Below are 24,633 nucleotides of genomic sequence, written 5' to 3'. Positions count from 1 at the left end.
AGAAAAATCTTGTCGATAACTAGGCAAAAAATTTTGCTATTTAGTTGTTCTAAATGAGAAATTTTTAACGCGGTTAGCGTCAGATTGACTCCATCAAATTGAGCAAGTATTAAGTCAAATTGGTATTATTATTTTCCCTACATTAATCGGCTTTACACGCAAAACCTTTAGGTAAACTTTTGCGTTAAACGCCAATTTCATAACTAAGTATGAGTAATGAGTAGCCTATAAGGCTGTTTCAATATAGGGTAATTGGATTTTGGGAAAAAGAAAGTGAATTTTTTACAGCAATGAATTATCGCAAGCACAGGGCTGATTTTAACGTGTGTTTGTTTATTCAATGCCTAGACGACGAAAAGCCAAAGTACGACCTTGTTTCTTCAGGAGGTGAAGGCATTGATGTGTTTTGACTCTTTTTCGTTAAGCTATCGCCCAATATGGGCGTTGAAGTATAGAGTTATTCACTGACAAGTGGTGATGGCACTTTTTGATTCAACCGGGAATACGGCGCTGTTGTTAGACTCTGAGGCTAAAAAGTCGATGGGTTTTGTTGAAAGTAAAATAAAGCCATACTTTTGTGAGGTGTTTGCCAATGCCGTTACCGCTTGGTGAGATAAGCTTTGAATGGGTGCGATGTCGCCATGGCGTTTTGAGTCAGCCATTATCCAGTAATGTCCGGTTTGGCTCGCGGTGTACCCTGCTATGGCTTTGTAATGACCAACACAGTGATAAATGATGAAGTTTTCTTTTTGTGTGAGCCAGTTAGCAATATCTGAAACGGCAATCTGCGCCAGCATATCGCCAGTTAACAAGGCGCTAAATGGTGCCACCTTGTTGGTTTTACACACACTGTTGAACAAACGAATAATGTCAAAGTTACTCATGCCTTTTGGGTCTACTAACGCCATATTTTCAGTTGCTGGGTCAGCAGAGTCTGAAACCTTTCGCTTGGTATAAAACCCCGCATTAAATTGCTGATGAAATGAGTCTTGAGTAAATTCGTCATCAAACAACGTGTTAACCACAGCGATTAATGAACAGATCCCACAAAAGTTTTTATATTGCGGCTGGATAAAATGCGTAAATATACCCAGATCAAAATAACGCGGTTTGGTAATGGTCGTCACAGGCTTGCTTCCAATTAATATAAATAAATATCTTCGTTCGATTTGTTCAGCAAAATAGCTGAGACTTCTCCGGCAAAAAATAAACCGCCACAAACAAACACTATGGCATCATGAGCTTGCGCGTATGCTTTGGCTTCCATCACGGCTTGTGTAAGATCGTCTGATTGCGATGCTGCTAGCCCATGGTTTTTGAGCTTGTCTTGTAATAGCGTAGGCTCTGCGCCTTTAAAACTGGCTTTACTCACAACGCAGTGCTCTGCTACCTCAGCTATCCTTGCTGCCAATACCGTTTGGTCGCGCCCTTTTGAGATCCCAGCTAGCACCACAATACGCGCTTGCGGGAAGTCTTGTTTTATCGAGTCAAATAACATGTTAAAAGACTCATCGGTATGAGCACTGTCTACAAAAATTTTCGGCGCATCACATACCAAGCTTAACCGGCCATCATTTGTAAACCGGTTGATTGCGTCGCAATATTGCTCAGCTGAGATAGTAAACCCCACGTCTTTTGAAAAGACTTCTGACATCAAAATAGCGGTTTTTATATTTTCTTGTGCAAACTTGCCAAACGTCTTGGGCGTGATACTAAACGGTGCATTATCATCTAATGTCACTTGATACTGATTAAAAACGCTTGTTTGCTTGTTAAGCTGAATGTCACTATTAAAGTAGCATTGTATGTCTCTTAACTTTGCATACGCACGTACTTTACTTTTGAGGTGCTCGTCGATATTACCCACCACCAGCTTACCACCGTGCTCACAGCCGTCGATTTTATCAAAGGCGATCAGCTCTTTGGTGTTACCAAGAATGTCACAGTGCTCAAGATCAACTGACGTGAGTATTGCAAAACGTGATTTGAGTAAGCGGATTGGGTCGTATCGCCCACCTATTCCCGCTTCCATGATAATTAGCTCAACTTTTTTGTGCTTAAACACCGTTAACGCGACTAAATATAAAAACTCAAATACCCCAAATTCTTCATTTAAGGTCGCTGCTATTTTGTTAAGGGTTGGCACAATATTTTGCGCAGCGTGATTTAACTCTGCATAGTCAACAAGCTCACCATTTACTGTAAACCGCTCGTTAAATTCTAAAAAGTGTGGCGAGGTGAATAAGCCTGTTGACTTGCCTGCACCGCACAAGATTTGATTGGTGAGCTTGGCCACCGAGCCTTTGCCGTTTGTTCCGGTGATCACTAACTTCTTGGTGGTCTCGATATATGCGTCAAGTGACAAGTGCTCAATAGCAAGTTGCAACCGTGCTAAACAGATCCCAGAGCCAAACTTAGCAAACGATTTTGTCAGTGCTAAAAACTGCGTTTTATCTGTCATGGTTAAAAATCTCTTCAATGATAAACGCCCACAGTCTTGTGACTATATCGGTCGTTGAATGCTTTTCTGCTGACTCCAAGCTCGGATTGCCATTTATTTCTAAAATTGTTAACGCCTCTGCCTGATTTATATCATCGGCTTGACTGTAAACATCTAAACCAAAAACACGCAGATTGAATAGCTTAAAGATTTTGTCGGTAAATGCGTTCAATTCATCACTAAAACACTCTGAATAATCCACCACTTCACCACCGAGTGCAATATTCATTGCTGGTGAAAAGTTAAATGTTACCCCTTTTGCAGGAATAGACTGCAAGGTTAACTGATTAGCCGATAAGTATTCCCTAATGTATGAGCTGTCCAAACTTAATGAGCTATGGCCATACTGGGCTTGTGCTTGCATAAGCGCTTGTAAATGCGCCGAAACCGTTTGTACGCCATCAAACGTAATAAATGGTGGGCGACGTTTATAACCAAACCAGATTTTGCCGTCTACCACAAATAGTCGATATTCATCGCCTTGCAGAGGCTTTTCTATCCTGACACAGCTCAGTTTTTGCTGATTTTTGTCGATGTAATTTTGCAGATCTTGGTCGTTGTAGAGCTTTTCGATAAACGCGCCTCTTGAGCCGTCATTAGGTTTAATAAATAGCGGGTAACCTTGACGTTTGGCATAACAAAGTGCGTCTTGCTTTTCTTTGCCTACGCCTCGGTACATGGCAAATGCACTTTGCAAAAAAAAGTAATCACCTTCTGGGACATTAAAGCCACTTGCGCTTAGTACATTGACGGTGTGCGATTTATCTTTAGCTAAAAAAGTGGACGTTGCCGAATTGATAGGAAACGAACAAATATTACCAGCGCCAAAAATAAACGCTTTATTCTTGTAGCTCACTTTTAAAATTTGCTCAGAGAATGAGTCTAAGTTTTGGTACGGTATTCCTAAGCTGTCGCACGCTTTTTTTAATGACTGGATCTGGTGCGGAGTTTTAAATTTGGCTACTTGGTTCATATTGTTTTATTCGAGCGTGTAAGGCTAATTTGCATTAATGTTTGCGTAGTTTGAAGGATCTGCTCTGGCGCTACTTTCATTAAAAAGTGTTTATGTCGCACACCTAAGCCGTAAAATGTTTGTGTTACCCATATAGATGTCAGTACCTTGGTGTAAGCACAATACAGTAACGATATTATCGACAAGATTTTCTCTCACTTCAGAATAGCGCTTTTATTTGAGCAAATTAGTATAAAATTTGATAGCGTAATCGCAATTGTTACCTTGTAAAGCATGCGCATAACAAGGTTCAATCACAGGTCATTTTGAGCCGTCACTGTATTAGAAAGCATATGGTTTGTCGAGCTTTCATCGTTATTCTCACCCGCCAACAATACGCAAATTATTTGGTGCTAATTGTTATGATAATTACGCTCCATTTGGGAATAACGCTCGTTTGAGCAAGTATTAAACCAACATGTTATTCCTCATACTTAGTCCAGCACTAATCTATCAGCCTTATGTTTTAGGTAAATAAAAACTAAAACTAACAAGGAGATCCCTAGCGAACCTAAAATCGGTAATGAGAGCAATTTAGATAAGTTAAAGATCAGGGTGTTTTCTTGCACGCTAACAAACGACGCCGAAAACAAGGTCAAGGATATCGAACCAGCACTCAACAGTAGCAATAAACCGTTAGTCTTCTCAGAATTGATAACTTGTTCAAGGCTGGTGTAGTTTTCTAAATGTTGCTCAAAAGATTGGTGCAACTGTTTGGCATCGTCTAGTTTTTCTTTTAGTAAAAACTCTTCATCACTTACTAAGTCATCACAGAATGCTTTTACAACTGCATTTTTGGTTCTATTTTTGGTAAAAATAAATCGCTCAATGTTTAACAGCTTGATCCGAGTATCTAATATTGATTTGGTAAAATGGTGCTTTTCTCCAGTTCTTTTTGGTCGAAGTTCCATTGATGTTTGCACTCGGTTGATCCGCTGTAACATCAGCCATGCTGTCATATAAAATGCAACCAGCGTGGTTTTACAGGTTTTAAGCGGCACCTCTTCAAGGTGTTCAACACGCTCTAAATACCAATTTATACCGATAAAGCTATCACTTTGTTGCACTGCACAGTGCTGCAACACATCCCCGCAATCAAGCGGCGCGAGTGCCTTGATAACGCTTTTTCCAAGCCTGTCTCCTTTTGCGCTAGACTTCAGCTTTTCAATAGTATGATTGTTAACACTCAAGTTGATACACACAAAGCTGTTTTCTTTACTCGACATAAAGTCCGTTTTGGTTTTAAACAACTGTATATTATGAAGCGTAGCGGTTTGTTCAAGAAATTGAATTGGTTGCTCGACATCAAATATTGGCAAGCAAATAGACGAAAACACGTTATAGAGCGTCTGTCTAAACCCCATTGTTACATAGCTTGGAAAGTCAGACTCTGAAGCAGTCATGATGCGCCCAGCAATTGATGTAAAGTCCAAAGGCCTATCGCCTAGGCTAATGCAGAGATATAAGCTGTTCATTTTTAGTTTTTATTAAATCTTGGCTTTGATCGTAGGTTGCTGTTATTTAAGCACACTTACTGAGCAATTAGTAATGTTAAAAGTCAGGATGTAAAAGCACGGCTTAGGCTTTTTACGACTTAGCAGGCGCCGTTGCTCAATATCTCATGCGAGTATCCACAAAGCTTCTCCCCTTCAAAACGGTGAGTAATTAATCAAACAAACTGTATACTTCGTTAAATCACCTCTTAATAGCGTGATAAGCCATTGTAAAGACATTAATCCTATGTATAATGCAAAGCATAGTTAGTGCATAAGTAGTTAATTACTAACACGTACTGAATTTATTCAGGGGCTGATTAGGATTCGACGGGATTCAAGAAGCCTGAGGTGCATGTCGAGGTGCGGTTGGCCTCGTAAAAAAGCCGCATTTAAAGTAATCGCAAACGACGATAACTACGCTCTAGCGGCATAATAGCCCGCTAGCACTCCTCCATGATATTCTTGTGGATCTGGTTCTGGAGTGTCACCCTACACAAGATCGCTACGGAAACCCTGGCCGGGGTTGAAGGGCTAAAACTAAGCGGCCTCGCCTTTACTTATCGTGTTCGTCCGAGATTTAAAGGTTAACCAATAGACGATACTAAACATGTAGGACCGAAGGTCGACGCTTTCCGGACGGGGGTTCAAATCCCCCCAGCTCCACCAAATAGCGACACTGAAACCCCATCAAAACACTGTTTTTGATGGGGTTTTTGTTTATCTATGGTTTGGGAATTGGTTCAATATGGGGTAGAGCTGGGCTGAAATGTCCCCAGTGTGACACTGACAGACAGTACGAAATTATCGTGTACTTTATTTCTGAGCTGAATTTAAGTGTACAGATTGAACGGTAAAAGTAGCGTCCTGAACTTATTGCTTATTGCAGCGATTTGACTTGTAAACTGTGCTTAATACAATCAGCACAGTTTATTATTTTATTGTAGAAAATAGTTACTAAACTCTTATTGATAGAATATAGCCAGCTCCCAAATTGCTATGAAGAAGCAGGTATTTCTCAACAGATCTTCTTTATTTCTGTAACGGCTTTTTTCATAAAATAATGCGACTGTAAGTACCGCCATCTGCATTAAATTGTGCCCAGCAATGTACATAGCAACCATGATATGTGCGCAGGTTTGTACACATTTAATCCCCTCAATAATGCCAATCTTTGCAATATCTAAATCAGCTTTATATCCAACAATACGAGGAGCCCAAATGCTACCGCATGCTGAAAGTAGTCGGATCCGAAAGTCTGCGTTAGAAACTACCCCAGCGGCCAAATATGCCAAGGCTCCAATCGACAAATTAGCTTGGGTAACCAGAGACGATAAGGTTTCCACCCACTTTGAAGCTGAGAATAATACTAAGCCAAAAACGAGCCAAATTAATGAGTAGCCCAATACAAAAATGAGTAAACTGCGCGATTGTCTAGCTACAGGTATTCGATTTACGATGGCACGAATAGTGCCACTGGTCATCGGGAGCATCATGGCATACACCATTATCATCCAATCTAGTACAGGCCTAAAAAATATAGTTTCAGGACTATGGTGCATGTTGTGGTGTGCGTGATGCAGGTGAGCTTCGCCACTAAAACCTACTTGTTGTGCCAGATAGTAAACCCATAATAGCGCAGCAAAAAGTATAATGAGCCAGTGAGGATTAGCTACCTTTAGGTAACTAATCCGCTTTAATGTCGACGTTAGCATGGGCGGTTATACAACCTCAGCCTTCACACTTACCCGTCCCACCGTCACTCTCGCCTCACCAAGCTCCCTACTTGGCTCGATCTCAATTTCTACTTTTTCGAAACTCCAGTCTGGTTGTGAGCGTAACTGGTTAAATGCCTCCGTTGCATCAAGCTCAACGTTAATACCTGTACCTGCATGCCTAACACTTGGGGTTGATGCTTGAGTCAAACCAAACAAGCCAACTTTGCCAACTAACACACGCTCAGGAGCAGCAGATGTTTTCACAAAAACACTTAGTGGCGCAACAACGCCAGAGCCCGTTACGTTATCGAGTGCAATGACAACCTGATTCGGTCTTTGGCTACTCGATTTCGCAAGCGCTGAAACCTTGGCAACTTGCTGCTTTTCGGGTAAGAACTCAAGCTGTGCTGGCGTCGCTTGAGAACCAAGTGAAAAGGATTTTGTTGTTGCGGCAATGGTATCGAACATTTCATTTCCTACTAAAGGAGTCATTGCGAATAGCTTGCTATCTTTTTCTTGACGTACTTTTACGTCTGGATAATTTTCACTGTATGTGTACCCTAGCGCTTCCGTTGAGAGTACTTGCTTCACTTGAACAATCACAGGCTTACCATTGGCATCGTGAAACTCAAACGCCTGATTGAGCCAACTAGGATCACTGGTATTTTCACGCCCTTGGTCAATCCAGCTCTGCCATAAGCGGTCTATATTTGCATGATGCAGCCAAAATATAGGGTCGAGCGCTGCCGTGTTAGGATCCCCCATTGCACCACCGATATCCACATGGATCAAGTTGTGTGGATTATTTTCTAGCTTACCAAAAGTACCGGAGTCGTGACTAAACCCTGTTCTTACACCACCAAAGCTTTGCGAGGGGATAGGCGTTGTAAAGTTTTTCAGCTGCATAGCAGCTTCACAGCTAGCATCGGCTTTCGACGTCACTTTATAATGTGCCCTTTCTACCATCCACAACCCAGGAAAATCTGAGTTCGGTTGCTCTGCACCAAACTCTGCAGGCAACTTCAATGCTTGTAGCTGTTCATTTTCATTGAGCGCAGGATTATTTGCGTCGCAGTAGTTCCAGTAAGGGAGCGTCCAGTCTTCTGGGCCTCCAAGTTCAACGACTGTTTTGGCAACTATTTGCTCAAAAAATTGCAAATACATTCTGTGCCAAGGTAAAAAGTACCATGTTCCATGCTGACATTGCTGCCAGTAAATACTGTCAACCAAGTCTTCTGGTGGTGGAAAGTCTGTTGCTTGTTGCCACACACTAAGCTCACTCCACGTCTTACCAGGAGCTAGATTAGGACTGTTGTCTAGACCAAACCCATGGACAGCACCTTGGTACCACCAACTCGTAGGATCTTTGATGTCTTTTTGCTTCATCGCCTCTACAGCTCTTGAATACCAAAGTAGTGTACCATCACTGATGTTATTAACATTTTTCCTTACGCGCATTGTCGTTCGCTCCATAAAGTAATAGGAAAACTATATATACTTCACTCTTTCATACCTCTGCTTCTATCTCGTTCGCAATGTGTGAAACCAAATGATCATCGAGAAAATAAAGCGATAGAGGCTAACCAAATCTAGGTATAGCAGAAAAATGGAGCGACGCGATTACAGGACATTACACAGACTGTACAAACCAAATTAAGGATATGAGAACGAGTGGCGCTGACTTTTGAAGTGGGCTCCTATAACCTCAAAATTATTTGCTCACATCAGGATCAGTGCCACTTCTTTTTTACAGCCTAACAGGACAAACCGCTGCTAATAGAAAACTTCCTGACATCAACAACAACTTTGCTTATTGGTAACACTGTCTGGAAACGTTAAACGTATTTCATCGGCTGACATTTCATCTCCCGCCAATTTAGCAGTGATCGAGCGTACCTGCTCATACCCATGTAACATCAAAAATGATGGAGCACGGCCATAAGATTTCATACCAACGATATAAAAATTGTTATCAATATGTACCAGTTCTTTGGCACCATGACCAGGGACTGAACCACAATTATGGGCGTTAGGGTCGACCATACTTGCAATACCTCGCGGTGCTTCCACGACTTCGTCAAGGTTTAGCCTTATCTCTCTAAGCATGTGTAAATCTGGTTTAAAGCCTGTAGCAACGATTATCTTGTCGACATAAATATGAGAGCCACAACCGTTGGATGTCAGTGATACCTTCAAGCCTTTAGCTTCGCGACTAATTTGCTTTACATTTAGGTCAGATAAAAGAGTTAATTTACCGCTATCGATGGCACTTTGCGCTGCACGGCCAAGCTTAAGACGGGCTGGCACTTTATCGTTAATACCACTACCTAGCAGTTTATCGAGGTTTTCCCCTCTTAAGCCCCAATATATTTTGGTATCAGGAGCACTGTTTTGCAATTCAATAAGGTTTAACCCTACATTTATTGCTGAATGTCCACCGCCTATTAATAAAGTTGTTTTCCCCTGATAATCATCACGCGCTTTGCCCAGTACATCAGGAATGCCATAAGCAATAGCATCGCTATTCTTGGTTTCGCCCGGTACAGGTAGACCGTCTCGCCCTATCGGATTTGGTGAAGACCAAGTCCCGGACGCATCAATAACGGCTTTAGAATGAATGATATGCACATCTTGCTCCGCGTCTCGATAATGAATAACAAAGTTCTTTTCATTACGGTCTTGAGTTGTGTGTTTACTGTGACCCTCTTTTGCTATCGCAATCACTTCTGCGTTATATCGAATATACTTAGATAACTCTACCGCGTTTGCCGCTGGAGCTAAATACTGGTCTACCAACTCTTTGCCCGTGGGGACCTCATCAAGATTAGGCATTTTCCACCCCTGATGATTTAGTATTTTTTCAACCTCTTTATCAATTAAATACGACCATTTAGTAAATAAGCGCACATGTCCCCACTCTTTAATTGCATTACCAACTGTTGCTCCTTTTTCTAAAACCAATGGCACTAATCCATTATTTTTAGCATGAGCAGCAGCCGCAATACCAACAGGGCCTGCACCGATGATAACTACATCAAATACTGTATTCATAATAAGCTCCTCAATAACCAACTAAAATACTACTGAATACAAATAACCCGCGGCCATTGCCATGCCGAGTACCACGGTCAAAAATGCTGCTATCATTTGCTTTTCAAATATCGATCGCAACAAAATCACTTCTGTCAAACTTGCCCCCGCACTACCTATGATCAGTGCCATCACTGACCCCATTGCCATCCCTTTTTTAACCAACCCAGCACTTAAAGGAATAATGGCAGACGCCCTGATGTATAAAGGGATACCTATCACTGCGGCTATTGGAATGGCATACCACTTATTTTCTCCTGCATACTTAACAATCAGTTCTGTAGGTACAAAACCATAAATAATGGATCCAATAGATACACCCACTAATAAATACGGCAGGGTTTTCTTAAAATCTTTCCAGGTTGAGCGCCAGATTTTTATCCAACGGTTTGGTTCAGTTGATGGCTTTTCACTGCTTTTATTTGAAGGGGTGCATGATTTCTCTTGTTCGGCATACGTTTCTGGTCGCACATACTTTTCAAAACCTAGCTTTTCCAATAACACTCCCGCACTTATTGATACCACCATGGCGATGACAAAATAAAAAACAGCGAGTTGAATACTGAAAGTAACAGCAAGAATGCCAATAATTAGCGGGTTTAACAGCGGACTAGACAACAAAAATACGATAGTTGGGCCAAACCCTGCTCGCGCTTTTAGCAACCCTTTTAAAAACGGGATTGTTGAGCAAGAGCAAAACGGAGTTATCGCTCCTAGCACCGCTGCAATCACATATCCACGGCCATTCTGAGAAGCTAACAACGTCTGAACTTTCTCTTTTGGCACGTACTCTTGTAGTACACCTATTGCATAACTAATGACGATGTAAAGGATGGTTAACTCAATGGCTAAAAACATAAACATATTTAATGTTTCGTTTGCCATACTGATAAATTCTGTAGACATAAAATGCTCCCAAAACAATTTGACATTACCAGTATATTCGAAATAAAAATTCGTTCAATATTTATTTCGAATAAATTCGAAATATCTGTTTTTACTTTGGTCTGAACCCATGAAAAATGTATACTCTACACACGGGTAATGAGGGCAATTCAGAGGTATAAATGGAACTAGAGCATGTAGCAAAAATACTAAAAGAATTAGGGCATCCTGTACGCTTGACGATATACAAAGAGATAACAAAAGTGGGCTATAGCGGTATCCCTGTTGGTGATATTCAAGCCAAAGTAAACATACCAGCTTCAACACTCACACATCACATATCTTCTTTAGTGTCAGCAGGTCTGATAAAGCAAAAACGTGAAGGTAGAGTGCTACTTTGTTCTTTGGAGTGCGGCGCTTTAGAGGCTGTCATAGAATATTTGACATCGGAATGCTGTATTAACGATCACACTTGTTCAAACACGCTGACTGACAGCATTGACCAAGTTTAATATCCTAGTCAGGTATTAAAGCTGCTAGCAAGCAGCTTATGATCAAAAGCAGTGGTTTTATCACTTGAAGTAAGTTAACCGCTCACCGCATTTATGGCGAGCGGTTTAGTTTATCTTTTCGAGTATCCAGTTTCTCAATAAAGTACCACTAACTAGCTTAAAATTTTGCGCTGCTTTGGGCATTACATTATGCCCATCTTGGACAACCAAGAGTCCATCGGGCAGCGCTTGGCCAAGGTGATGACTTGTTACATCAAGTCCATCAGTTTCTGAGGCACCATCTATCATTTTTGTCCAGTTCGCTCCTACAGCAAAAACGCCAAGATATTTGTTGTTATCATCAACTGCATAAACAGCGTATCGATTATTACCCTGACTTGAAACAATAAGGTAGTGTTGATCGTTCACCGTAAATAAGCTCATGCCTTCAATATCAGCATGCACGTCGCTTGTAGCGGTTGCTATCAATGTATCAGCCGATTTCTCGTCCAAGTTTTTCAACCATACTCCCGTTGACTCTTCACCGTAAAATAGTCGCAAGTTCTCATCATCACTAACACAGCCTTCAGGCTGACTTGGCACCGTCCACTGCATAGTCATTGTTGCGGTGGCCATATTATTGTTAAATTCAATATTGTATCTTTGAAAGCGGCCATCCGTATCGTTTATCCATACTGCCAAATCTTTGCCGTATTTACCCATACATAAGCCATAAGGATCTGCCAGATCGGTTTTTAAGTCGCCAAGCAGTGAGGGTAAGCCGGTTCCTCTGTCTATTTTAAATAGGCTAATGCTTTGAGAGGTACGGTTGCTGGCCGCAGCAATATCTACTGTTTCACCATTTACGTTAATGTTGTAGCGAATATCCACATTATTCACCCGTCCAACTGGCAGAGATTTGAGTAATTTTCCCTCTAGGTCATAAACATTTAACCCGGACTTTTTGTCTGTGCCATAAACGAGGCTTTGTGATGGTACTTTACTATTTACCCAAATAGCAGGATCATCTGCCGCATCACCATATGATTGCACCGGCTGTGTTTGACCATAAGGTGTAAAGCTTTGCTGCGCTTCACCTTGTGTTATATCACCTTGCTTGGTTGGAATATTGCTCAATTCGATGTTACGACTGTGCCCTGATTTTTCATCGAATAGATGCGCAACTAACGATGTACCCTCACGTTGTAATTGAAGTGTTTTAGGTGCCACATCATGTGTAAGCGCAATTGGGTTGAAGGTATTATTTGTAGAATCAAACAACCAGATATGATTGGAGTCCGGTGATACCACTGCAACATCGCCAAATGAGGTAGCATCTACATATTCAACTTCTAGCTCAGTGGGTAGTTGTAACAATGTACGATTTACCTCATGCTCGGGGTTGGCGGAATAACGCCAAATACCAATGTTTTCTTCTGCGATATATAGAGTTTGAGCGGTATCGTCCACGGTACAAGATTTTATATTAGGCCCCACGGTAAAATCTCTTACAGGGTGCAAATACCAGTGCTCGATATTTTTGGTATTGATGGCCAATTGCTGCACACTGCCATCTACATCCACGGTATAAAGTTCAACATGCTCAGACGAACTACCAACACATAAAGCATCGATAGCAGTGTTTTTTGCCGAAAACTCAGCCATAGCTCTAAGCTCTCCCACGGCGACATCTACTTTTATCAACTGAACTTTACCCGAGTTAATATCAAGCGTTGATAATATTCCCACTTGTGAAGACTCAGGGAGCCATCGAAAGTCTAAGTGCTCCGACTTTATATCAATGCTCGAAAGCACCTTGCCTTGTGTATCAAGTAGTGCCACTCCTTGTGTGCTACTGACAGCTAAGTATGGCCGTTCATCTACACCCAAGGTATTAACAGGGTAAATAAACTCTGCATGCGTTAGCCATGGCTCATCTGACGCATAAGCATTTGTTGTATGCCCATAGGTAAATAAACTACATAGAAACCAAGATAAGGGGAAAGATAAACATTTCATACTGCACTCTCATTTATTGCTCAGGTTTGTTAACTTGGCGCAGACAGTAGCTACCCTTTATGACAAAGATATTTCAGCAAACAACGCAAGCATGTAAGCTTGGCTATATTTGCTCAGATTATCGTATTTACATGGTAAATTTGAGCTAATTTGACCTTTTACCTGAAATATTAAGATAAGATTGGGGCTTAAAAATATAGATGTCGACTAACTATGACCCTTCTCGCTGTCAGCTTTGGCACTCACTTAAGACACCAATCGCATTACGTAAGCGTAAGTACGCAACTATGCAGTAAATAACTTGGGCTTCGGATAATTGATGTGCGCTGATCCGACCCTAGAAAGCACACTCCCCACCGCTACTTAGCTTGGCTCGGGATAAGATTTGAGTTAATCAGCTAATATTGCAAAAAAACTTAACGCTGTTGTTAGGGGTAAAAGCCACTAGAGAACAAGTTATTATCCCACGTTCAGGTTACTTAGGTGAAAAGTCCGGTGCAACGGCACACAATTTGTCATATAGCGCTTCATCACCATTACTGCGCTCGGAGCCTGGTAAGATGATACCATGCAGCTGTGAGCGCAGCTCATCCCAGCGAGCATGCAGTACCAGCCAATTGTATTCGTCATAGGTGCCTTTAAAAATCACAGGTTTTATTTCAATAAAGGGAAGCTCACCGTTACTGGCTTGATTTGCTTGATGCGCTTTAAATTCTTTTTGCCACCGCGAGCCAATCCTGTCAACTCGTCCAATTTGCTGCTCTACCACCCCCGGATTCCACTCTGGATGTAGTAAATACACCACTCGACATGCTCTATGGAGATTAAGCCCTTCTCGACCAACGGTCGATTGAGCAACCATGACTCTGGGGTAGCTGTGCTCGCGATTAAACCCGAGCTGCATCACTTTACGACTATGCGGATCGGTATCACCATACATAAACCTAGCCATCGCACCTCTCACGTGTCCAAACTCTTTAATCACCCGCTCCTCAATCAAACGCCACTGTTCGTCAGAAACTCGCATATTAGGATTATCGCTTTCACTACATGCCGCTTTTGCACTTACCGCATCCATTAAACTCATAAAACTTTTAGCCAACTCTACCGATGAAGGGATCGACGAGGCTTTATCCGCCAGTTCAAAAATAGCGTGCATAAAAGGCGTTATGTTTTTACTCTTTGACCCGGCTTGCTGCGACGTTTGAAATTTTTCAAATAAGGCCAGAGTCCTTGAGTCAAAGACCTTTTTGGATTTTGCAATCTTCTTAATGAGGGTGTTTTTTTCCCGACTTAACCGTTTGTCATTGGCTTTATATTGCTTGCGTAGTTTTTGGTTTATTTCAGTCAGTGTCCAACTGATATTTAGCTGCTTGCATGCCATTTTCACAGCAAATTCTTCTGACTCTTCGTGGTTTTTTCCACCAGCCCATATCTTACTTTGTGGCCAGTACGTTTTCTTTTTTAGTGACTTGAGCATGGCTCTGGCGTTCAATAAATTGGTTAGCGCTCGCATCGGTCTGGTCATTTTGCCAAATACCAATACTTTTTGCCTTTGTCGCAAATCTTGCTCTATTTCATTCACCACCTTGATAATGGCAGGGTGACTATACAGTGACGCTTCGCCTGATTGGTAGGATTGTGTAATGACAGATTGCCACCAGTTTGCCCTTTGCTGCTTTTTATAAGTGGCGACGTCGGTATCTTGGTTTTTGGTGTACTTAGGCGCTTTCATTGCACTGTCTATGATTTCTGCAATACCATGACCACTGGCAAGCGTTAACCTCGCTCTTTTTGATTTTCCATCTGGTAGCTTATGGGCAGCCGCTGAGAATCCCTCAACGGCACACACAATTTGCTTCCACTGCGGCGATAGTTCTGAAACTTCTATCAATATCGGCGTATATCGCCGGTAAGCATTGATTGATAGCCCAGAGACTTTACAAAAATCACGAATATACCTATCTTGACGTTTGTCTCTTCTTAGTAAATAAGGCGAAAGTGCTTGTTCAAAGCGCTTAGATATAGCCTGATACTGTTGCACAATTTTCTGGTCTGCACGCCATGTTTTTCTAAGTTGAGTTATGGTTTGCACATATTGGTATGCCACTTTCAAAATGTCATCTCGTTGAGATTGTGGCACACAGATCCGATTTAGTATGTCGCCCCACTGCCCCACATCAAGCTCCACTGGAGTGGCGGTCATGGCAATACGACGTGCAGTGGGGGTTTGTAACACAATATGCTCTAAGATAGCATTTAGACTACTTTCATCACCCCGGCTTTTATGCGCTTCATCAATCACGACAAGATCAAACTCTCCAAGCCCTAAGCCCACCGCTTTTTTTAGTAAGGTTTTATTTTGCTCATCAGAACAAAAGTTGCTATCTAACATAGCTCGACGCCAATCAAATTCTTTGACTATCTCGGTCAATACAGGATGGGGATAAACGCGTTGAACAATTTCTTTGGCACAGTTTTCAGCTGTGCCAGCATGCCTACCTGACCAATTTTTATACCCTTTTGGGAAGCGCTTACTGGTGCTTTTACAATACTGCGCAAAAACTTGAGGTAGCAAAGCAAAACGCGCAGAGTTTGAATTTTCACTCACTCGCCAACTTGCAAAGCGCTGAGAGAGCAAGACTATTTGCTCATTTGACCACGCAGAAGCGTGTTCGGTATCACTGTAGGCATCTAAGAAGCGCCATAAACTGGTCAGTACAGGCTTGGATTTTAACCATGGGTCTCGCGCAGCCAATTCAGTTTGCCATTGAAACCCCAGATTAGACGGGATAATGACCAAAACGCGTCCGCCTGCTCGCTTAACTGCATTAATGATCTCCACTGCTATTCGGGTTTTGCCCATGCCTACTTCGTCTGCGATGATCACACCCGACTTCTGCAAGCGTTTAATCATCGCTCTTACACTGATTTTTTGCCCTTCATCTAGGTGGTTATTGTCATCGACTGAGTCAAGCAGTAGATCCGCAACCTGTTGCCAACCATCAAATTGCATCACCTGTTCCTATTCTATGTAATTGCGCTAGCTCGAGCTTTTTCTCAATTCGACTAAGCGTTTTTTCGTAACGTTTACCGTGCTCATTTTCTACTGTTTCAGCAAACTGAGGTCGAAACGGTGAATGCCAAAGTGGCGACAAAGGATTGACCGCAAGCTCCTTAAAATAAGCAAATGCCTCATTTTGCTTTAGCTGCAATAGCGTTTGCTCAAGTCGAGCACACCACTGTGGCCAATCTTGCTCTAACACTTGTGTTTGCTTTTCGGCAATTAGCTCAACTAATCCCATCATTGCGTTAATAAGATAGCTTTTATCTTCCGAAGACGTCGAGCTAGAAGCACTGGCAGTACCGCCGCCTTGCCCCTTTTGGTCTATACTGTCATCAGCAACACTCAGCGCATTTGGAAAGGCGCTAAACGCTTGCCACGCATCATCAAGTTCTAACTGTGGCAGCACAGTTGCGGCAATACGACCAAACTCATCAATCACCGGTATATCTGCACTCAAAGTCATTCCATCATTATGATAACTAACCGTGAGTTGTCGAGGTGTCTCTCCATACCAATTTATGCGTTCAGTATTTTTAACACGATATTGACCACGGTGGCGCTTATCGAACTTACATTTGGACGTAAAAGGGACATTTGGTTTTAGCACACAATACTGCTGAGCTGTGCGTGTAATTACAAAGTACGCAATGGGTAACGCAATATGTTGTGATTGCTGCTCCGTAAACTCGCTGCCTGATTGTAGGCTGTTAAGATCAGTAACCTGGTATTCTTTTTCTAAGCACACCGGAAACTTGTTGCTAATCGCACTGTCTGGATTATCTTCGCCACCCCAAGTTAACCCTTTAGGACTGAATACGATGCCAGCCTCTAAGTTCCCCCCGCTATAAGATGCTTTTTGGGTAAAGCCTGGCTTAGTAAGATTGCCAGATCCTAAGTACACCCATGCCTGTCCACAGCTATCCCGATTACGCTGCTTATACGCAGAAAAAATAAATTTTCCGTGTAGGCTTCGGCTTTGCTTGCCTTGTTTTGAAAGCGGATCATAAGCTAGGTACACTTGCCATTTGTCTTTTATTAAACTGCCAAAGCTATGCGCTACTGCTTGACAAGAGTCTGGATTAACAACAATGTGTTTTTGTGCGCCTAGACTGAGTAACCCTTGTTCCAAAAGAGTGTTATGAATATGGCTAAGTACTTTAGGCGAGCCGCGGTGCTCCGAGTTTTCGTAAAAGCCAGATCCTAATAGTAAAAGATTGCGTTTTTTATCACCACTGTGATGTTTTATAAGTGGTGCGAGCTGCGCGCACAGCGCTTGCGTTCGGTTGTCGAAAAACCTAGCTTTTATGCCTTGAGTGCGCTTTATTCCTGTCAGTATACGATGAAAGTTGTAATAATCTCGCCCACCAACTATGCCGTGGATATTTCCTGCGGCGGGATTAAAAATACGTGTATCTACATTAGTTAATATGTCGCTCAATAAGTGATAGGCCGCGGCAATATCAGCAATACCTTGTTTATCATCACTACGTAAGTCCACATCTATCGACCACACAAAATCTAGACTGTCTTCAAGTGTCTGTCGTGTCCAGTTACCTGTCGATACGACTAACCTAAAAAGATGGTCATCAGATGCGAGTGACTTAAACCCCAGCAGCGCCACTTTACTGTGGAGTAAGTTAAAGTTTCTTTTCCCCTCACTGCGAAACGGAAGGTGAATAAGGCCAGGACATGCTGTTGGTGACAACTGTGCACGTCTTGGGTCTAAAACAAGCGCTAATCTCATCGCTCCTTGATACGCTCTTTGCATTGTTGTTTGCAGCGTGAATTTTTCAATTGCCGTGTTTAAAAAATGCACATCGGCAGAGTAACCAACGATAAGACCAAACATCCCTGCATAGCCTGCTGGCGAGATAAACTGATCACTAAGTGCTTTGGCCTGCTCCTTACTCATCAGTGTCATCCTCCTTACCTTCAAAGTCTCTGTTGAGCTGATACATATTCGGTACTCTGTATGAGATATTTGGAGCAAAGCGCTGTGTTTTATTGCCTGGCTCCGAATGGACAGGATCTGGGTCGCCAAAGGCTGCCGCAGGTAAGATACATTGCTCTATGTAACGCAGCACAACTTCATCTTTTTCAACTAAAAATTGGATCACTGCTATATCACTTTGCTGAGCACATGACTTTGCAAACATTGTCGCTTCTTGATTGCATGTGGGATCATAGGATAACGCCAAAAATGCGGTGGCAGCTTGTCTCAACAATGTAGTGGCGTCCTGAATCCCGTTAGGTAGCTTAGCCGACAATTTTAGCTTTTTAGACTGCAACCCCAGGATATGAACTTCAATCACATTCAGTAAACCCAGTGCCTTGTCTCTAAGCGCGAAAAAGTATGCGCCACTTTTTAAGTCGTTGAAATGAGAGGCATCAATACAATGCGGCCGTTGCCAGCTTTTCCAAGCTTTACACTCTGCGTACTTGACCCACTCCAGTATCGCTTTTCTTCTTATCACTGCGGTTTCATTGCCCGACAACAGCGCTTGGCGAAAAATGGCTAAAGCCATTGTATCAAGCTTAATGTGAGGCGCGAGTACCCGAGTTAACTGATAAGGATGATGAGGGAGTTGTTTTAGGCCAAGCACCCATTGAGTAAGAAAATTTGTTACGTTAATTTTCGTGATCGCACAACCTGCGCTAACCAGATCAGCTCCTTGCTCACTGAGTCGAAAGTTATTAAAACGTTCGCCTTTGGAGTTGACTAGACCAAGAGCTGGTAAAGCTTGTACCGTACTCATTCTCATTGGTTGAGTCACATAAAAGTACGCTGCGCTAAATGTATCATAGGTCGTATTTTTTGGCGCTCGTAACTTTGTGATCCCCCTTAAACGCCGATTGGGTTGCCAATTATTTTCTTTGTAACCTAAGTAACAAGCCAGCGCCTCGATGGCATTCGTAACCTGAAGGTTATTGACATGCTTGCCCAAATCACGCACTTGTTGAGCAACTTGTATCCCCAAACACGCAAGAAAAACAGGTTTGACATATTTTACACCGCCAAGGCCGGGGACTGCCAGCTCATTAAACTGGCGGGTAACTGAGTTAAGCCCCAGGGTGCGGGTTCGCTTTTGTGAACCTATTTGCTCTGGTGGCATGACTCCCCACTGCATCATAAAATCCTTATCATAAACTTATATCTGTGCTCGCATTACTATCAAAAGCAATCTGTTCGCCATCAAGCATTGTTAAATATTGCCCAAGCTATACTTATGTTTAACAAACTATTTAATCTGAACTCGATGTAGAATGTTAGTTAACTAGCTGAAATATATAATACTAAGCTTGCCAGATGTTTTTACCCAATACTAGATAAGCTTGCGTACTTGTCGCTAACCTCTCACACAGTTGTGAGCAGCGACAGCTTTAAGCACACAAATTATTAGCCGGTATAAAAACTATTTTTCCTATCTATTCAATCTGACCTCGACTACCATAAGACGTAGACAAACCGTGCAAGGAAACTAATGTGCCACTGCCGAGTATTTATCAAATTCGACTTCTGCCGCTCATTGCCGCACTGGTTGTACTTATCGTTGGAATGGCTTATGGACTAGTTTTATTTGAGCAAGAAAAACAGCATCATGCGGAGAAGGTTTCATCAGCGTTGTCTTCCCGTTTGGCACATATTACCGAGGGAGTCCGAGAGCGGGTTACTTTATATTGGTATGGGGTTCTAGGTCTTCGCTCTGCCATCTACGCAAATCCACAGCAGTTTAATTATCAAGCTATGCAGCAATATATTCAGTCTTTTAACTTTGAGCTTGAATATCCCGGTGCTCGCGGACTGGGGTTTATAAAATATATTCCTACGGCACAGCTCGATACCTTTGTTGCTAGTGCTCAAGCTGAGCGTGGTGATAATAGCTTTTCTATTAAATACTTAAACCCACACTCAGACAGTAATTTTGTTATTCAATATATTGAGCCTGAGATAAATAATAAACAAGCCGTGGGACTAGATATCGGCTCTGAGGAGAATCGTAGAGCCGCAGCTTTAGAGGCTGCAATAACCAATTCGCCGAGACTTACCGCTCCTATTACGCTTGTACAAGCTGACAACAAAATTAAGTATGGCTTTTTGATCCTCGCCCCCGTTTACAACACACTTACAGATATTAGCGAGGAAACAATCCACCTTGATAACCTCGTCGGTTGGACATATTCACCACTACTTATTGATGAAATTCTCTCTACCTTGTTGTCTTTTAGACAAGATGTATCCGTTCAAATATCTGACGTCACTAACGCAGGAGCTGCAATCCCCTTTTACAACTCTATACCCAAAGGTACTGTGACAGCAACGCATATGTCAACCAAGCAGCTATATCTATTTGGTAGAGTGTGGGAGGTAACTACCTCTCCTACCCCAATGTTTATAAAATCACTAAACCTAACTTCTCCCAACTTGATACTCCAAGTCTCTTTACTGGTTTCATTTTTACTCGCCGTTATCACCTACATTATACTGTTGAGCTATCTTCAGCAGCGCCTTGCAGAAAAAGAGAAACTAGCGGTAGAGGCCGAGAAAGCGCTGTCACTTGGAAAGTTGAACTCATCTTTAGAACAAGAAGTAAAAGCCCGCACCAAAGAAATAGTCAAATATAGTCAACTTCATACAAGCATTGTTGAAGGCTCTGGGTACGCTATAATCGCAACCGACAAAAGCGGAAATATAACCCAGTTTAACCCCGCCGCAGAGCGCTTGCTTGGCTATAAAAAAGCTGAGCTAATTGGTAAATACTACCCAGATAGCTGTCACCTAAAAAGTGAAGTAATAGCAAAAGCACATGCCCTTACCGATGAACTGAAACAGCCGATCCAACCTGATTTTGAAGTCTTTATTGCAAAAGCGAAACAAGGCGAGGTAGACACTAGCCGTTGGACATACGTCACCAAACAAAATCAACATGTCCAAATAAAATTAAACGTTACTGCTTTGAGAGATGAACAAGGTCAAATCGATGGCTTTTTAGGGATCGCAAACGATCTTACAGAGCAGCTTAAACACGAACGGGAGCTATCGCAGGCAAAAGAAGCTGCAGAGCAAGCAGCAAAGGCCAAAGCTATGTTTTTAGCAAATATGAGTCATGAGATACGAACACCAATGAATGGCCTGTATGGCACCCTACAATTATTAAAATCAGAGCCGCTTAGTAACACTGCATCTGATCTTGTGGAAAAAGCCACTTATTCTATTAAGGCACTTAACACAATTATTAACGATATATTAGACTTTTCAAAAATAGAAGCTGGCCGGATCGAGCTAGAGCAACGGGTTTTTGATATTGGTGTGTTGATAGAGCATTTGCACTCTGATTTTTTAGTACTAGCTAAAAATAAGGGATTAGATTTTAAGGTAGACATGATGCTTGAGCACAAGCATTGGTTGGGAGATGAGGTAAGGACGAGGCAAATATTACTCAATTTACTGTCTAACTCGATTAAATTTACCGAGTCTGGTCATATTAAGATACAAGTAACAACACTAGAAAATGAGACAGGTTTGCTTATCAAAGTGATAGATACTGGGATAGGCATGAGCGACACAACCATACAAAAGCTATTCTCCCGATTTGAACAAGCCGATAAATCAACAACCAGAAAGTTTGGAGGAACAGGCTTAGGGCTATCAATTACTCGCTCACTAGTAGAACTCATGGCGGGTAAAATTAGCGTAGAAAGTAAACTTGGCCATGGTAGCGTGTTTACTGTCGAGCTGCCGCTACAAAGATCTACGCAAATAGCAACTTCATCCACGCATACTGAAGGCTCGGCACCAGATCTTAGTGGAGTTGCCATTCTCCTTGCAGAAGATAATCCAATCAATCAAATGGTTGTCCGTTCAATGATCAACAAATCCAATGGTGACATCACCCTTGCAAATAACGGAAAAGAAGCGATTGAGCTGGCTACTAAACACTCACCCGATCTCATTTTAATGGATATTCAAATGCCAGAGATGGACGGTGTTGATGCCTGTAAATACTTAAAACAACATCACCCTCAAATTCCCATTATCGCTCTAACGGCTAACGCATTTGCAGAGGACAAAGCACTCTATGAGCGAGTTGGTTTTGACGGATATGTCGCCAAACCAATAGAACAAAATGAACTCATAAGTGTGATAGACACTGTACTCAATTATCAAAAACAACACCTTAATATTAAATAAGAATTCATAAATGATGAATTATTATAAAATTAGTGTTCCCGTTTTACTTTACTGATAAACTCATTTTTATATTAAAAAATAGCTTTTCAGGGCTCTTCGCTAATGCCATATACAAGTTATATCCTACTTAGTTTGTTACTTTTTTGCAGCGCATTTGAAGTCATTGCAACCTGTAGTAAGACGTTACGTGTTGGTTTAAATGAAATTTATTGGCCACCCTATATTGAGCACCAAGACAATACCTTATCTGGTCTTGAGATATCAGCATTAAACACCATTTTTACTCGCCCAGCGTATTGCCTTAAATACATAATTTATCCTTCATCAGCGAGAATGTTTGCAGAGATCCAAGCTGGTAATATCGACTTACTTGTTGCCGCAACTCAAACCCCAGATCGAGTAAAATATGCCCACTTTACTACAGCATATCGTCAAGAGACCATGGCGTTATTCCAACTAAAAGAAAACCCAAGAACCGATATGCATATCGAGTCGCTTCTACTTACAGACAATACCTTTGCCATCAATAATGGCAGCTACTACGGTGATACCTTTGCAACGTTGACTCAAAACCACAACAACGAGCAGGTTATCCGCCTCCCAAATGCGACACGGCGGTTTGACTTACTGCGGATTGGTAGAGTCGATTATGCAATTGAGGATAAGTTGGCTGGTAATCATTTGATCAGATCTTCTAGTTATACGGGTATTGTCTATGCAAATGTTGATGCCTTTAGCACACCAGTGCGTTATATGCTTAGTAAAAAAACCATCACCTCAGATGAGTTAAGTACGATCAATCAACTCATTAATGCGAAGCAAGCTGAGCTACATGCTTTATTTATGTCCGATACGAAAAGCGGCACTTTATAATATCAATTGAACAACCAGAGATATTGAGCGAAGCCATGACGATTGAGAAATCGCTTTCGCTCAATATTTACACCTCATTCTACTACGTAACATCAGCAAATAGCCAAACTCAGCTTGCCACATGTTACTGCAAGCGACTACATTTATTATATTGACTACGGTACTGCGAGGCAGATTTGCGACGCTCGATTGTTTTCATTCTTTGGCTGATTTGTATGATAAAAGCAGCTCTAGCTGATGACTCGACGCAGTTTGCACAAAAACTAGATGAAGCTAAGGACTATTTAACCGTTAATCCAGCTCACTCTCTAGTCATTTTGGATAGCCTAGAAGGCTTGTCAACCGCTCCTGTTGACCTTTATATTCAATGGCATTTACTAAATGCTCGTGCATCAGTTCCAACTAATCAGCAAGACCGCCTTTATGACTCAATCAACGCTGTTTTCGCTCATTCACATACAGTGACATTCAAAGCAAACCTTCCTACTGTGCTGAGTGCTCTGGGCATTTGGTTACGACACCAAGAATACTTGCAGGACGCTGAAATGAGTTTAGAGTGCGCTTATAAGTATGCAAAAAACGATCGCCAAAGATTATCTTTGATGAACAGTATCGCACTACTTGCACGCAACCAAAATCGTTATAAAAAAGCCCGTAACATTTATCACAAAGCACGTCAGCTTGCCATTGAACTGAAACAAACTCCTATCCTTGCAATGTTGGAGAGCAATTTAGGGAGTTTGGCGTTAGATCAGGGAAAAGTACCAGAGGCTGAGCAGTATTTTCGCAGTGCGCTACTCGGCTATCAGGCTATTGATAAACGAGCTGGACAAATATCCGCAGGGATCAATCTTATGTTTGTTTTTCTAATTCAAAAACATATTGTCAATTACGAACGACTACAAGGGCCAACTTCAACACTAACTAATGCTTTTCCAAATGTGGCAAAACAAGCGTGGTTACAATGGCTAGAAGCACGCTATCATCAATTAGAAGGTGAAATTATCAGTCAAGCAACAAGAGATGAACTGCAAGTCGCTTATACACAATTAGAGAGTGATAAGGTAAAAATACTGGTACATCGTTATTTAGCGAAGGAGCTAAGTGTTGACATCATCGCTCCCCAACCGATAACAGAAAAATCTTTTTCGAGTTCATGGTTTGCAAAGGTAAAACGCTGCCAATGGTAGCGGGGCATCAAATAGCATAATCGGCTACATTTAGCGCTAATACCAATTTTCTTAATTAAGTGGTCTATTTTGAGGCGAGAAAATCTTGTCGATAACCGGCAAAAA

The 24,633-nt window shown here is 41.9% G+C and carries 16 protein-coding genes and 1 other RNA gene; 5 read left to right on the top strand and 12 right to left on the bottom strand.

Going from position 1 to position 24,633, the window contains the following annotated elements; genetic code table 11:
* Window positions 1-461: 461 nt before the first annotated feature.
* The 4 genes from D9603_RS08485 to D9603_RS08470 all read right to left on the bottom strand — a co-directional run bounded on the left by D9603_RS08485 (window position 462) and on the right by D9603_RS08470 (window position 4,915).
* Entirely contained in the window at window positions 462-1,127 is a 666-nt protein-coding gene (locus D9603_RS08485; protein WP_128730977.1) for a hypothetical protein, read from the bottom strand.
* Between the two features lie 14 nt (window positions 1,128-1,141).
* Window positions 1,142-2,461, bottom strand: a complete 1,320-nt coding sequence (locus D9603_RS08480) for a Mur ligase family protein (RefSeq protein WP_128730976.1) — start codon at window positions 2,459-2,461, stop codon at window positions 1,142-1,144.
* A complete protein-coding gene (locus D9603_RS08475; protein WP_128730975.1) occupies window positions 2,451-3,473 on the bottom strand; it encodes a hypothetical protein in 1,023 nt (340 codons plus the stop codon). The genes D9603_RS08480 and D9603_RS08475 overlap by 11 nt, the downstream gene beginning before the upstream one ends.
* 473 nt (window positions 3,474-3,946) lie before the next feature.
* A complete protein-coding gene (locus tag D9603_RS08470; protein ID WP_128730974.1) occupies window positions 3,947-4,915 on the bottom strand; it encodes a hypothetical protein in 969 nt (322 codons plus the stop codon).
* Window positions 4,916-5,317: 402 nt separating this feature from the next.
* Here D9603_RS08470 and ssrA point away from each other — a divergent pair.
* Window positions 5,318-5,674, top strand: a transfer-messenger RNA (tmRNA) gene (gene ssrA / locus D9603_RS08465).
* A gap of 296 nt (window positions 5,675-5,970) precedes the next feature.
* Here ssrA and D9603_RS08460 read toward each other — a convergent pair.
* The 4 genes from D9603_RS08460 to D9603_RS08445 form a co-directional block, all read right to left on the bottom strand.
* Window positions 5,971-6,720: a DUF2182 domain-containing protein gene (locus D9603_RS08460; protein ID WP_128730973.1), complete on the bottom strand. Its 750-nt coding sequence runs from the start codon at window positions 6,718-6,720 to the stop codon at window positions 5,971-5,973.
* Window positions 6,721-6,726: 6 nt separating this feature from the next.
* A complete protein-coding gene (locus D9603_RS08455; protein ID WP_161972731.1) occupies window positions 6,727-8,181 on the bottom strand; it encodes a tyrosinase family protein in 1,455 nt (484 codons plus the stop codon).
* A gap of 336 nt (window positions 8,182-8,517) precedes the next feature.
* Window positions 8,518-9,774, bottom strand: coding sequence for an NAD(P)-binding domain-containing protein (locus D9603_RS08450; RefSeq protein ID WP_128730971.1), 1,257 nt, complete (start codon window positions 9,772-9,774; stop codon window positions 8,518-8,520).
* Between the two features lie 21 nt (window positions 9,775-9,795).
* The gene (locus D9603_RS08445; RefSeq protein ID WP_128730970.1) at window positions 9,796-10,719 is read right to left on the bottom strand and encodes a permease; all 924 of its coding nucleotides are present in this window, start codon (window positions 10,717-10,719) and stop codon (window positions 9,796-9,798) included.
* A 161-nt stretch (window positions 10,720-10,880) separates the two neighbouring features.
* Between D9603_RS08445 and D9603_RS08440 the strand changes: the two genes are divergently transcribed.
* Window positions 10,881-11,210: a metalloregulator ArsR/SmtB family transcription factor gene (locus D9603_RS08440; RefSeq protein WP_128730969.1), complete on the top strand. Its 330-nt coding sequence runs from the start codon at window positions 10,881-10,883 to the stop codon at window positions 11,208-11,210.
* A 105-nt stretch (window positions 11,211-11,315) separates the two neighbouring features.
* On the opposite strand, the gene D9603_RS08435 is transcribed toward D9603_RS08440, so the two are convergent.
* From D9603_RS08435 to D9603_RS08420, 4 genes are all read right to left on the bottom strand, one after another.
* Window positions 11,316-13,208, bottom strand: a complete 1,893-nt coding sequence (locus D9603_RS08435) for a phytase (RefSeq protein ID WP_128730968.1) — start codon at window positions 13,206-13,208, stop codon at window positions 11,316-11,318.
* A 475-nt stretch (window positions 13,209-13,683) separates the two neighbouring features.
* Complete coding sequence (locus D9603_RS08430) at window positions 13,684-16,224, bottom strand: SNF2-related protein (protein ID WP_128730967.1); 2,541 nt, start codon at window positions 16,222-16,224, stop codon at window positions 13,684-13,686.
* Window positions 16,214-18,196 (bottom strand): hypothetical protein, encoded by a 1,983-nt coding sequence (locus D9603_RS08425; RefSeq protein WP_128730966.1) that lies wholly within the window; start codon window positions 18,194-18,196, stop codon window positions 16,214-16,216. Before D9603_RS08425 ends, D9603_RS08430 begins: the two co-directional genes overlap by 11 nt.
* Window positions 18,180-19,406 (bottom strand): hypothetical protein, encoded by a 1,227-nt coding sequence (locus D9603_RS08420; protein WP_128730965.1) that lies wholly within the window; start codon window positions 19,404-19,406, stop codon window positions 18,180-18,182. The genes D9603_RS08425 and D9603_RS08420 overlap by 17 nt, the downstream gene beginning before the upstream one ends.
* Window positions 19,407-19,759: 353 nt before the next feature.
* Between D9603_RS08420 and D9603_RS08415 the strand changes: the two genes are divergently transcribed.
* From D9603_RS08415 to D9603_RS08405, 3 genes are all read left to right on the top strand, one after another.
* Window positions 19,760-22,465 carry a CHASE domain-containing protein gene (locus D9603_RS08415; RefSeq protein WP_241651624.1) on the top strand — a complete coding sequence of 902 codons (2,706 nt, stop codon included), beginning with the start codon at window positions 19,760-19,762 and terminating at the stop codon, window positions 22,463-22,465.
* 102 nt (window positions 22,466-22,567) lie between these two features.
* The gene (locus D9603_RS08410) at window positions 22,568-23,338 is read left to right on the top strand and encodes a transporter substrate-binding domain-containing protein (RefSeq protein ID WP_128730964.1); all 771 of its coding nucleotides are present in this window, start codon (window positions 22,568-22,570) and stop codon (window positions 23,336-23,338) included.
* Between the two features lie 176 nt (window positions 23,339-23,514).
* Complete coding sequence (locus D9603_RS08405; protein WP_128730963.1) at window positions 23,515-24,528, top strand: tetratricopeptide repeat protein; 1,014 nt, start codon at window positions 23,515-23,517, stop codon at window positions 24,526-24,528.
* The last annotated feature ends 105 nt before the right edge of the window (window positions 24,529-24,633 follow it).

The sequence above is a fragment of the Pseudoalteromonas sp. PS5 genome, from assembly GCF_004103255.1.
Classification (GTDB): domain Bacteria; phylum Pseudomonadota; class Gammaproteobacteria; order Enterobacterales; family Alteromonadaceae; genus Pseudoalteromonas; species Pseudoalteromonas peptidolytica.
Note: the sequence above shows the minus strand (reverse complement) of the source record. Positions and strands in the feature narration are given on the sequence as shown.